At 71.7% G+C, this 11319-nt stretch carries 11 protein-coding genes; 6 read left to right on the plus strand and 5 right to left on the minus strand.

What is annotated here, in order from left to right; translation table 11 throughout:
• Window positions 1-392 precede the first annotated feature (392 nt).
• The 5 genes from ACFWI4_RS18985 (at window position 393) to ACFWI4_RS19005 (ending at window position 5309) form a co-directional block, all read left to right on the plus strand.
• Window positions 393-1313 (plus strand): TraR/DksA family transcriptional regulator, encoded by a 921-nt coding sequence (locus ACFWI4_RS18985; RefSeq protein ID WP_387197370.1) that lies wholly within the window; start codon window positions 393-395, stop codon window positions 1311-1313.
• Window positions 1314-1457: 144 nt separating this feature from the next.
• Window positions 1458-2081, plus strand: coding sequence for a signal peptidase II (lspA, locus tag ACFWI4_RS18990; protein ID WP_385402488.1), 624 nt, complete (start codon window positions 1458-1460; stop codon window positions 2079-2081).
• A 124-nt stretch (window positions 2082-2205) separates the two neighbouring features.
• On the plus strand, window positions 2206-3150 hold the full coding sequence (locus ACFWI4_RS18995; RefSeq protein WP_382796331.1) for an RluA family pseudouridine synthase: 945 nt from the start codon (window positions 2206-2208) through the stop codon (window positions 3148-3150).
• A gap of 35 nt (window positions 3151-3185) precedes the next feature.
• The gene (locus tag ACFWI4_RS19000; RefSeq protein WP_385402514.1) at window positions 3186-3644 is read left to right on the plus strand and encodes a GNAT family N-acetyltransferase; all 459 of its coding nucleotides are present in this window, start codon (window positions 3186-3188) and stop codon (window positions 3642-3644) included.
• Window positions 3645-3722: 78 nt separating this feature from the next.
• A complete protein-coding gene (locus ACFWI4_RS19005; protein WP_387197374.1) occupies window positions 3723-5309 on the plus strand; it encodes a Na+/H+ antiporter in 1587 nt (528 codons plus the stop codon).
• An 84-nt stretch (window positions 5310-5393) separates the two neighbouring features.
• On the opposite strand, the gene ACFWI4_RS19010 is transcribed toward ACFWI4_RS19005, so the two are convergent.
• Window positions 5394-6536, minus strand: a complete 1143-nt coding sequence (locus tag ACFWI4_RS19010; RefSeq protein WP_387197377.1) for a mechanosensitive ion channel family protein — start codon at window positions 6534-6536, stop codon at window positions 5394-5396.
• A 186-nt stretch (window positions 6537-6722) separates the two neighbouring features.
• Between ACFWI4_RS19010 and ACFWI4_RS19015 the strand changes: the two genes are divergently transcribed.
• The gene (locus ACFWI4_RS19015) at window positions 6723-7292 is read left to right on the plus strand and encodes a dienelactone hydrolase family protein (RefSeq protein ID WP_387197380.1); all 570 of its coding nucleotides are present in this window, start codon (window positions 6723-6725) and stop codon (window positions 7290-7292) included.
• A gap of 3 nt (window positions 7293-7295) precedes the next feature.
• On the opposite strand, the gene ACFWI4_RS19020 is transcribed toward ACFWI4_RS19015, so the two are convergent.
• From ACFWI4_RS19020 to ACFWI4_RS19035, 4 genes are all read right to left on the minus strand, one after another.
• The gene (locus tag ACFWI4_RS19020; RefSeq protein WP_387197383.1) at window positions 7296-7646 is read right to left on the minus strand and encodes a hypothetical protein; all 351 of its coding nucleotides are present in this window, start codon (window positions 7644-7646) and stop codon (window positions 7296-7298) included.
• Window positions 7647-7744: 98 nt separating this feature from the next.
• Window positions 7745-9412: an alkaline phosphatase D family protein gene (locus tag ACFWI4_RS19025; RefSeq protein WP_387197386.1), complete on the minus strand. Its 1668-nt coding sequence runs from the start codon at window positions 9410-9412 to the stop codon at window positions 7745-7747.
• Between the two features lie 163 nt (window positions 9413-9575).
• The gene (locus ACFWI4_RS19030; protein WP_387197389.1) at window positions 9576-10397 is read right to left on the minus strand and encodes a thioredoxin domain-containing protein; all 822 of its coding nucleotides are present in this window, start codon (window positions 10395-10397) and stop codon (window positions 9576-9578) included.
• 129 nt (window positions 10398-10526) lie between these two features.
• Window positions 10527-11213 carry a hypothetical protein gene (locus ACFWI4_RS19035; protein ID WP_387197392.1) on the minus strand — a complete coding sequence of 229 codons (687 nt, stop codon included), beginning with the start codon at window positions 11211-11213 and terminating at the stop codon, window positions 10527-10529.
• Window positions 11214-11319 lie beyond the last annotated feature (106 nt).

Below are 11319 nucleotides of genomic sequence, written 5' to 3' on the forward strand. Positions count from 1 at the left end.
GCGGCTCCGGGGTGATCTTCACGTCGCGCTCGCCCCCGGGCTTCCACCGTCCCCGGGTCGCTCCTGGCCGCGTACGCCGCTACTCGTCCCCATCCACGCTTCTCGCTGCGCCCAGTGTACGGCGCCACGGGGACAGCGGCCGACCGGTTTTCCCGGGCACCGCCGTGGCCTGCGGGATGACCCGAATGGCGAGGCGGGCGCGTCCGGATCACGGGACGCCGGTCCCGGCGGATTACCCGGCGGGGAGCTGGGCACAACGCAGGCAGACTCGCCGCGCGGGGCTCGCGCGGCGGGCGGATCGTGCTCAGGTCCCGTTGCCGCGGGCCGGGAGTCGATTTATCGTCCCAGCACGATTCGCGAGCAAGATCACAATATGTGAAGGGGCCGCGGCCATGGTGGCGAAGAAGACCGCCGTACAGCAGTCGGCGTCGGGCAGATCCACGAGAGCGGCGGCCAAGGACACGGACGGGAAGAAGAGCGCACAGGCGGCCCCGGCGACGGCGGAAGAGTCCGTCGGGACGGCCTCCGCGAAGACGGCGGGAACGAGGACGGCCGGGACGAAGGAGGCCGCCTCCGGGACCACGTCCGCGAAGGGCGCGGGCCGCAGGACGACCACGAGGAAGGCCGGCGCAAAGAAGGCGGCGCCCTCGGCGGCGAAGCACACCTCGGGGAAATCCGCGGCGCCGGCCGGCGCCGCGGCGAGGAAGAGCGCGGGCACGGCCGCCAAGAGCACCGGCACGGCGGGCAAGACCACCGGCACGGCCGGGAAGACTGCCGCCCCGGCGGCCCAGGGCGCGGCCGAGGCCGCGAAGACGACGGGAGCCACGACAGTGGTTGCGAAGAAGACCCGCGGCGCGGCCACGGCCGCGAAGAAGGCCACCGCGGTACCCAAGGCGAGGATCGCCGCGGTGGAGCCCGGAGAGCTCGCGGTGCGGCCGGGGGAGGACCCCTGGACGCCGGAGGAGGTCGGGGAGGCCCGCGCGGAGCTCCAGTCGGAGGCGCTGCGGCTGCGCGCCGAGATCTCCTCGTCCGAGGAGGCCCTCGCGGGCCTGATGCGCGACTCCGGCGACGGAGCGGGCGACGACCAGGCGGACACCGGTACGAAGAACATCACCCGCGAGCACGAGATGGCGCTCAACTCGAACGCGCGCGAGACGCTGGAGCAGACCGAGCACGCCCTGGAACGCCTCGACGCGGGCACCTACGGGCTCTGCGAGAACTGCGGCAACCCCATCGGGAAGGCCCGGATGCAGGCCTTCCCGCGCGCCACCCTGTGCGTCGAGTGCAAGCAGAAGCAGGAACGCAGGCACTGAGCGCCCCGGAGCCGCCGTCCCGCGCGCGGGAGCGCCCCTGAGCAGGGGAGCCCGCGCGCGGGAGTGATCCTGGCCACCTTCGCCCGCGGGCGTGTGCCGTACCCTCGTCCTCAGTCAGGAACCTAGGTCGAGGGACTCACTCACGTGGCAGAGGCGGAGCGCATCATCGGTACGCCGGACATTCCAGGGGCGGCGGCCGCCGAACCGGAGCGGTCCGGTGGGAACGCGGCGTCCGGAGACCGGTCCGGGGCCGACGCGCCGGCCCAGGCCGAGCGGCCCCGGGGCAAGCGCAGGATCGCCGTGCTCTTCACGGTGGCCGTGCTCGCGTACGCCCTCGATCTGGTCAGCAAGATGATCGTGGTGGCGAAGCTGGAGCACCACGACTCGATCGACATCCTCGGGGACTGGCTGAAGTTCGAGGCGATCCGCAACGCGGGTGCCGCCTTCGGCTTCGGCCAGGCCTTCACGGTCATCTTCACGGTGATCGCGGCGGCGGTGATCGTCGTCATCGCGCGGCTCGCCCGCAAGCTCTACAGCGTGCCGTGGGCCATCGCGCTGGGCCTGCTGCTCGGCGGCGCGCTCGGCAACCTGACCGACCGGGTCTTCCGCTCGCCCGGCGTCTTCGAGGGCGCGGTCGTGGACTTCATCGCACCCAAGCACTTCGCCGTCTTCAACCTCGCCGACTCGGCGATCGTCTGCGGCGGCATCCTGATCGTGCTGCTGTCCTTCAGGGGCCTGGACCCGGACGGCACGGTCCACAAGGACTGACCCTCTCCCGGCTTCCGTACGGGCCGTCTCTCGGCCCGTACGAACGCCTCGGGCGGGCTCCTGCCGGGCACTGGCGTTCGGGCCGTGGTCGGGTGGTGTCCGAGCCGTCCGGCATACTCGACGGGTGAGCACCATTCCCGAGATCCGCACCCTGCCCGTGCCCGACGGCCTGGAGGGCGAGCGCGTCGACGCCGCCATCTCCCGCATGCTGGGCTTCTCCCGTACCAAGGCCGCAGAGCTCGCCGCGGCGGGGAAGGTCACGGTCGACGGCTCGGTGGTCGGCAAGTCCGAGCGCGTGCACGGCGGCGCCTGGCTCGAGGTGGAGATGCCCGGGGCCCCCGCACCCGTCCAGATCGTCGCCGAGCCCGTCGAGGGCATGGAGATCATCCATGACGACGACGACGTGCTCGTGATCGTCAAGCCCGTCGGCGTGGCCGCGCACCCCAGCCCCGGCTGGTCGGGACCGACCGTCATCGGTGGTCTCGCGGCCGCCGGCTACCGCATCTCGACCTCGGGCGCCGCCGAGCGCCAGGGCATCGTCCACCGCCTGGACGTGGGCACCTCGGGCCTGATGACGGTCGCCAAGTCCGAGTACGCGTACACCTCGCTCAAGCGCCAGTTCAAGGAGCGCACGGTCGACAAGCGCTACCACGCGCTCGTGCAGGGCCACCCGGACCCGACCAGCGGCACCATCGACGCGCCCATCGGACGCCACCCGAACCACGACTACAAGTGGGCGGTCACGGCCGAGGGCAAGCCCTCCGTCACGCACTACGACCTGATCGAGGCGTTCCGCGCCGCCTCCCTGCTCGACATCAAGCTGGAGACCGGGCGCACCCACCAGATCCGCGTCCACATGTCGGCCCACCGCCACCCCTGCGTCGGCGACCTGACCTACGGCGCCGACCCCACGCTCGCCAAGCGCCTCGGCCTCACCCGCCAGTGGCTGCACGCGGTGCGGCTCGGCTTCGAGCACCCCGCGGACGGCCGCTGGGTCGAGTTCGAGACCGGCTACCCCGAGGACCTTCAGCGGGCCCTCGACAAGGTCCGTGAGGAGAGCAACGCGTGAGCGGCGCTCCGGGCACGGACGCCTCCCCGGCGGGTGTGTACGAGGTACGGGTCGCCGAGCGCGCCGAGGACCGTGAGGCCTGCTTCGCGGTCCGCAAGGACGTCTTCGTCGGCGAGCAGGGCGTCCCGCAGGACATCGAGTACGACGCCTACGACCCCGGCGCCCTGCACGTGCTGGCGGTCCGCGAGGACGGCGTGCCGCTCGGCACCGGGCGCCTCCTTGAGGGCGAGGCGGCCGCCGCGAAGGTCGGCGGGGATCCGGCCGTCGGCTCCCTCGGACGGCTCGCCGTGACCCGCGAGGCGCGCGGACTGGGCGTCGGCGCCGCGCTCGTGGGGGCCATCGAGACCGCGGCACGCGCGCGTGGGCTGGCCGCCGTCGACCTGCACGCGCAGACCCACGCGCTCGGCTTCTACGAACGGCTCGGATACGTGGCCTACGGTCCGGAGTTCGCGGACGCGGGAATGCCGCACCGCGCGATGCGCAAGGCGCTGTGAACCGGGGATCGCGCTAGCCGCGTGGCACGCTGGGGGTCCGGACCGCCTTTGATCGTCCAGACCCCCGGAGCGCTGACCGTGGATCAGTTGGCCCTGCTGTTCGTGCTGCTGCTCGGGGCCGTGGTCAGCGTCCCGCTCGGAGAACGGTGGGGGCTTCCCGCACCGGTCCTGATGACCCTGCTCGGCATGGTGCTGGCCGTGCTGGACTTCGTCCCGAACGTGGACATCCCGCCCGAACTGATCCTGCCCGCGCTGCTGCCGCCGCTGCTGTACGCCGCGGTGCGCCGCACCTCGTGGAGACAGTTCGCCGCGAACAGACGCCCGATCTTCCTGCTCGCCGTGGCCCTGGTGTTCGTCACCACGCTTGCTGTCGCGGGCGTCGCGAGCTCGATCGTGCCGGGCCTGCCGGTCGCCGCCGCCTTCGCGCTCGGCGCCCTCGTGGCACCTCCCGACCCGGTCGCGGCGACCGCCGTCGCGGGCCAGCTCGGGCTGCCGCGCCGGCTGGTGTCGATCCTGGAGGGGGAGGGGCTCTTCAACGACGTGACGGCGATCGTGCTCTACCACGTGGCCATCGCCGCCGTCGTCAGCGGAAGCTTCTCGCCCTGGCGGGCCGGACTCGACTTCGTGCTCTCCGCCGTCGTCGCGCTCGCCGTCGGACTGGCCCTCGGCTGGGCCGCCAACCGGCTGATGACCCTGGTCGGCGACGCCTCCCTCCAGGTCGGTCTCACGCTGCTGGTGCCCTACGCCGCCTACGTGCTGGCCGAGGAGGCGCACGGATCGGGCGTGCTCGCCGTGCTCGTCACCGCCCTGTTCCTGGCCGAGTACGCCACCGACGCCGACGACGTCATGACCCGGCTCGCGGGATCGACCGTCTGGGAGGTGGTGGACACCCTCGTCACCGGGGTGGCGTTCGGGCTCATCGGACTGGAACTGCACAACGCGATCCGTACGGCGTCGGGGCGCTGGGGCGAACTGCTCGGCTGGGCCGCCACGATCGTGGTGGTGGTCGTGTTCGTCCGCCTGGCCTGGCTGCTGCCGGCGACCTGGCTGACCAAACGGCTGCACGCCAAGCGCGACTACGACGAGGAGATCCCGACCTCCTGGCGGGAGACCGTGGTCATGTGGTGGGCCGGGATGCGCGGGGTCGCCTCCGTGGCCCTGGCGCTCGCGATCCCGCTGAAGGTGGACGACGGATCGCCGTTCCCCGACCGCGACGAGATCGTGTTCATCGCCTTCGGGGTGATCATGGCGACCCTGGTGCTCCAGGGACTCACCCTGCCGTGGCTGGTCAGGAGACTCGGGGTGCGGGCCGACGAGGACGTCGAGAAGGCCTTCGAGAAGGAACTCGCGGTACGGGCCGCCAAGGCCGCGCGGCGCAGGCTGAGGGAGATCGAGGAGGTGGAGGAGCTGCCGGAGGAAGTGTCCGAGCAACTGCTGCGCCGGGCCTTCGAGATCGGTGTGCGGATCAGCCCCGACATGGGGGACGAGGAACGGCGCGAGGCGCATGTCCAGCGGGTCCGCAGGATGCGGAGGATGCGGCGGATCCAGGGCGAGATGATGAGCGCGGCCCGGCACGAGGTGCTGTCGGCGCGGAGCGAGCCCGGGGCCGACCCGGAGATCGTGGACCGGGTCCTGCGCCACCTCGACGTCCGCAGCCTCCGCTGAGGCTCCCGGAGGCTGCGCTCCGCCGCCGCCCCTGGAGACAGACGCCCCTGGAGACAACAGCCTCCGCCGACGCCCCAGGAGGCGTCAGCCGCGTCCTGGGCCGGTGCGCGGCGGTTCGTGGGCGTGCCGGCCGTGGTGCGTGCGGGCCGCCACCGCGTCGGCCTCCGGACGGCCCGCCCGCGTGACCTGCCCCGGAAGGGGCGCCGCCTCGGCGGTGCTGACGCGGGGCAGCGCGTAGGGGTGCTGCTCGTTCAGCCAGCGGAGCAGCTGCTCGCGGACCGTGACCCGTACCGTCCAGATGTCGTCCGCGTCCTTCGCGGTGACCAGGGCGCGCACCTGCATGGTGCTGGGCGTCGAGTCGGTGACGGCGAGGCCGTAGTCACGGCCGTCCCAGGCCGGGCACGCGCGCAGGATGTCGCGCAGCTTCCCGCGCATCGCCTCCACCGGGGCGCTGTGGTCGAGGTGCAGGAAGACGATCCCGGTCATCTGGGGAGTGCCGCGGGACCAGTTCTCGAAGGGCTTGGAGGTGAAGTAGGAGACCGGCATGGTGATCCGGCGCTCGTCCCACGTCCGTACCGTCAGGAACGTCAGGGTGATCTCCTCGACCGTGCCCCACTCGCCGTCGACCACCACGGTGTCGCCGAGCCGCACCATGTCGCCGAAGGCGATCTGAAGTCCGGCGAAGAGGTTCGAGAGCGTGGACTGGGCGGCGACACCGGCGACGATGCCGAGGATCCCGGCCGAGGCCAGCAGCGAGGCTCCGGCCGCGCGCATCGCGGGGAAGGTGAGCAGCATCGCGGCGGCCGCGACGACACCGACGACCGCGGTGACCACCCGCTGGATCAGCGTGACCTGGGTGCGGACCCGGCGGATCCGGGCCGGATCGCGGTGCGCGTTCGCGTAGCGGCTGTACGAGGTCTCGACGACCGCCGTGGCGATGCTCACCACCAGCCAGGCGGCGGCGCCGATGAGGATCAGGGTCAGGGTCCGGCCGATGCCGGTCCGGTGTTCGACCAGGATCCGCACCTGGCCGTAGGACCCTCTGAGCAGGGCGGCGAAGAGGACCAGCTGGAAGGGGACGCGGCCGCGGCGGAGCAGCCCCCACAGGGAGGTCTCGCTGTGCCGGTCGGCGGCCCTGCGCAGCAGACGGTCCACGGACCATCCGATGAGCAGGGTGAGCACGACCGAGCCGCCGACGACGATCACCGGGCGCAGTACGTTCTCCATGCCTGAGAACGTAACCGGCCCTCGGCATCATGAACCTGTGTTCTCCGGGCGGAACCGGGTATCCCAGGGAGCCGCTCCGGAGCTCACCGGCGACGCGGGTCCCATCGGTGCCGCGACACGGCCGGACCTGCGCTGTCGGGGTACGCCGGACCTGCGCTGTCGGTGGCGGCTGGCACCATGGAGTCCATGAACATCATGCTTTTTCACTCGACCTACGGACTACGGCCGGCGGTGCGCGCGGCGGCGGACCGGCTGCGGGCCGCGGGTCACGAGGTGTGGACCCCCGACCTCTTCGAGGGGCGGACCTTCGAGACCGTCGAGGAGGGCATGGCCTTCAGTGACGGGATCGGCAAGGACGAGCTGCTGAAGCGGGCGGTCCTGGCCGCCGCGCCCTACTCCGACCGCGGCCTGGTCTACGCGGGCTTCTCCCTGGGCGCCTCGGTGGGACAGACCCTGGCCCTCGGGGACGAGAAGGCCCGCGGACTGCTTCTGCTGCACGGCACGTCGGACATCGCGGAGAACGCGTCCGTGGACGGCCTTCCGGTCCAGCTGCACGTCGCGGAGCCGGACCAGTTCGAGACGGACGACTGGCTGAGCGCCTGGTACCTCCAGATGCAGAGAACCGGCGCCGACGTGGAGATCTACCGCTACGCGGGCGCGGGCCACCTCTACACGGATCCGAACCTGCCGGACTACGACGCCGAGGCGGCCGAGGCCACCTGGAAGGTGGCACTCGGCTTCCTCGACTCGCTGTAGCGCCTAGCCCGGGAAGCACTCCTTGGGCGGGTGCACCAGCGACATGAAGTGCCCGGACCACACCCAGCTCGTCGGCTTGGAGTCGTAGATCCGGAACCACCGCTCCCCCGAAGGGGTCTTGGTGGTGGAGCACTGGATGCGCAGGGTGGTGCCCCGCGCAACCGAGTTGAACCGCGTCGACGAGGACGTGGGCTGGGCGTAGACGGGAGCGGTCTCCATCGGCGCCAGGTTGACGTAGGCGGGCGCCGCCGCAGCGACGTCCTGGGCCTCGGCGGACGTGGTGGTGAGTCCGGCGAGGACCAGCGCGGCGCCGAGCACCGCGGACTTCGTCAGGACACGTTGGGGGGTGGCCATGTGACTCCAATCGTGATCGATAGTGACGGCTTATTTATCTTTCAAGCCGTCAATATCCCTAATAATACTAGGACTTGATCACTCGCGATCATCCGCCCCTATACGGGGTCGTACGTCCGCTCGACCGTCTGGGTTCCGCTGCGGGTGCGGTAGGAGCGGGCCCAGGACGAGGTCGCGTTCGGGTTCGTGCGGTCGGAGGTGACGTAGTAGTCCATCTGCGCGCGGTCCGCGGTGACGTCCAGGACGCCGTAGCCGTGCCGGTCGGTGTCGACCCAGTGGACGTGGCGGTTGGCCGCGCGGATGACCGGGGCGGCGACGGCCGAGACGACGCCCTCGGGGGCCTTGACGATGTCGTCGAGGTTGTCGGAGGTCATCGAGGTGACCACGAACTCCGCGGCTGCGGACGGGGACAGCGGGTACGTGCCGGCGTCCACCGGCACGTCGTTGGCCCAGGCCATGTGGATGTCACCGGTCAGGAAGACGGTGTTGCCGATCGCGTTGGAGCGAAGATGGCCGAGCAGTTCGCGGCGGTCGTCGGTGTAGCCGTCCCACTGGTCGGTGTTGACGGCGATGCCCTCCTGGGGCAGGCCGAGCAGCTTGGCGAGCGGCTTGAACAGGTCGGCGGACAGGGAGCCCACGGAGAACGGCGAGATCATCACCGAGTTGCCGACCAGACGCCAGGTGGTGTCGGAGGACTTGAGCCCGGCCTTCAGCCAGTCGAGCTGGGCGCGCCCGGTGATCGTGCGGTCCGGGTCGTCCACCGAACCGCTGGCGGTCGACGCCTGCTGCGACCGGAAGGAGCGCAGGTCGAGCAGCGACAGGTCGGCGAGCTTGCCGAAGCGCAGCCTGCGGTAGGTGGTGCCGGCGATGGCCGGGCGGACCGGCATCCACTCGAAGTAGGCCTGCTTCGCGGCCGCCTGACGGTCCGTCCAGGTTCCCTCGGCGCCCTCGGTGTGGTTGACCGCGCCGCCCGACCAGGAGTTGTCGGCGAACTCGTGGTCGTCCCAGATCGCGACGACCGGCGCCTTGGCGTGCAGGGCCTGGAGGTCCGGGTCGGTCTTGTAACGGCCGTGCCGGGTGCGGTAGTCGGCGAGGGTGATGATCTCGTTGGCGGGGGAGTGCGGCCGTACGACCTTGCCGCGGGTCCCGTACTCGCCGGACTTGTACTCGTAGATGTAGTCGCCGAGGTGCAGCCAGGCGTCCAGGTCGCCGCGGGCCGCGAGATGGCGGTACGCGGAGAAGTAGCCGGCCTCCCAGTTGGCGCAGGAGACCACGCCGAAGCGCAGGCCCGGCACGGCCGCGTCGGCCGCCGGCGCGGTGCGGGTGCGCGCCACCGGTGAGTCGGTGCCGCCCGCGGAGAAGCGGAACCAGTAGTCGGTGGCGGGCTGGAGGCCGCGGATGTCCGCCTTGACGGTGTGGTCGGAGGCGGCCGTGGCGACGGTGGAACCCGTGGCGACGACCGAGGTGAACGCCTTGTCCCGGGCGACGGTCCAGCTCACCTGGGTGTCCGGGCCGAGCCCGGAGCCGGGTATCGCCTCGGCGGCGGGCGTCACCCGGGTCCACAGCAGGATGCCGTCGGGCAGCGGGTCGCCGGAGGCGACACCGTGCAGGAAGACGGGCGCCTCGGCGGCGCGGGCGGGCAGGGCCGCCGCGAGCGGGGCGGCGAGGATCGCGGTGGCGGCCGCGGCCTTGACGACCGTACGGCGGCGCGGGGCGCGGGAGTTGAGAGCGTCCCCGGGGTTGGTTGAGTTGAGTCGACTGGTCACGGGCGATGAGGTTACCGAGCAGTACAAGCCAAGAGCGGGCGAACTGGAAAAAGTTCGCCCGCTCTTTCGCTTTTCGCCGCTCAGGCCACACAGATCACACGCGCCGCCCACGTCACCCCGCCCGCCGCGGCGGACGGTCCGGGGGAGGCCCGGTGGTGACCGGTCAGGACTTGAGGGCCTCGCCCACCGCCTTGTTGAAGGCCTCCACCGTCAGGAGCGGGGTGCCCTGGCTGTCGGCGGTGAGCTGCTTGCCGTTCATGACGAAGCCCGGCGTGCCGGTCACGCCGTCCTTGTTGTCGTCGAAGGTCTTGGACATGGCCACGGCCCAGGCGTCGTAGGTGCCCTTCTTGACGTCGTCCTGGAACTTGGTGTTGGCCTTCAGCGCAGGGACGGTGTCCGCGACCTTGATCAGGTACGAGTCGTCCTTGAACTTGTCCGTCTGCTCGTCGGGGTGCCACTTCGCCGAGTACAGCGCCGTCTTGTACTCGAGGAACGCCTCCGGGCTGACGTTCAGCGCCGCACCCAGGGCGCTCAGGGCGTTCTTGGAGCCCTGGCCGTTGTCCTTGCCGTCGATGAAGGTGGCGCCGATGTACTGGATCTTGAACTTGCCGTCGTCCAGGTCCTTCTTGACGGTCGTGCCGACGGTCTGCTCGAACTGGGCGCAGACGGGGCAGCGCGGGTCCTCGTAGACCTTGAGGGTCTTCTTGGCGGTGTCCTTGCCGATGACGACCGTGGTGCCCTTGGTGCCCGTCGTGTTGGCGGGCGCCACGACGTTCTTGGCGTCCTTCAGCCCGTCCCAGTGGCTGGGCTTGTTGTTCTGCACGACCGCGTAGCCGATGCCGCCCGCTATCGCGAGGACCGCGACGAGCGCGCCGGCCACGATCCCCTGGCGCTTGATCTTGTCGCGCTTGGCCTGGCGCTCGCGCTCCAGGCGCAGCCTCTCGCGCGCCGCCGTCTTCGACGCCTGGCTGTTCCGCTTGCTCATAGTGGTGTTCTCCATCGGGGGACGCGCACACGTGGTACGCGGAATACGTAAGGGGGACTGCTGGTGCTCAGCGCGATCCGGGGAACATCCGTTCCATCGGTCGCGCACGGCGGCCCGGAAGCGGGCGGCTCAGGCGAGACGGGCCGGCCGGGGCGGTCCGCGGCGTCCCAGGGCGTGCACGAACAGGAGGGTGCGGGCCGCGGCCGGCCGGGGCGCGGTGCGCGGCAGCGGACGGGCCGGGGCGAGCGGCGCGGCCACGGCGGCGACCGCGAGCAGCAGCGGCCGGAAGGTCGAGGCGGCCACGGCGCGCAGCAGCTGGTCCAGGGCGCGCTCGCCCCGGCGCAGCCACGCGGCCGCGATCAGTCCGACGGTGACGTGCGCGGCGAGCAGCAGCCAGGCGGTGGCCGGGTCGGCGTGCGCGAGCAGGGCGGCGGCGCGGCCGGGGCCCTCGCCGGTCACCCGGGACAGCGAGGTTCCCACGCTGCCGCCGCCGCACAGCATGTCGAGGCCGACCGAGCGCAGCGGGCCGGCGACCGGGCCGCCCGCGCGGCCGTAACAGACGTGCTGGCCCGTCGTGAACACGGTGTCGGCGGCCAGTTCCAGCGGGACGAGCAGGGCGGCGATGCCGCCGAAGCCCCGCTGACGGCCCGCGAGCGCGAAGGCGAGGGCGAAGACGGCGGCGCCGATCGCGGCCACGGTGGTGAGCGGCAGCGGCACCCGGGACAGCAGCACGTGCGACGCGGTGGACAGTGTCACGACGACAGCCGTGAACACCGCCGCGCGCGCGGCTCTGAGCTGGATCCCGGATATGTCCATAGCGGAGGTGAGTCTCCCACGTGCTCCCGTAAGAGTCCGCTAAAGGGTTCCTGTGCGGTACGTAAGTTTCGCGGGGCGGCCGGCCGCGGGAGTCGCGCCCCGCGGC

Origin of the sequence: Streptomyces sp. NPDC127038, assembly GCF_042725875.1 — a bacterium.
GTDB lineage: Bacteria > Actinomycetota > Actinomycetes > Streptomycetales > Streptomycetaceae > Streptomyces.

Coding starts and splice junctions, on each gene's coding strand:
- ACFWI4_RS19035 (WP_387197392.1), bottom strand. CDS start 11,213: ATGGACATATCCGGGATCCAGCTCAGAGCCGCGCGCGCGGCGGTGTTC.
- ACFWI4_RS19030 (WP_387197389.1), bottom strand. CDS start 10,397: ATGAGCAAGCGGAACAGCCAGGCGTCGAAGACGGCGGCGCGCGAGAGG.
- ACFWI4_RS19015 (WP_387197380.1), top strand. CDS start 6,723: ATGAACATCATGCTTTTTCACTCGACCTACGGACTACGGCCGGCGGTG.
- ACFWI4_RS19010 (WP_387197377.1), bottom strand. CDS start 6,536: ATGGAGAACGTACTGCGCCCGGTGATCGTCGTCGGCGGCTCGGTCGTG.
- ACFWI4_RS19020 (WP_387197383.1), bottom strand. CDS start 7,646: ATGGCCACCCCCCAACGTGTCCTGACGAAGTCCGCGGTGCTCGGCGCC.
- ACFWI4_RS18985 (WP_387197370.1), top strand. CDS start 393: ATGGTGGCGAAGAAGACCGCCGTACAGCAGTCGGCGTCGGGCAGATCC.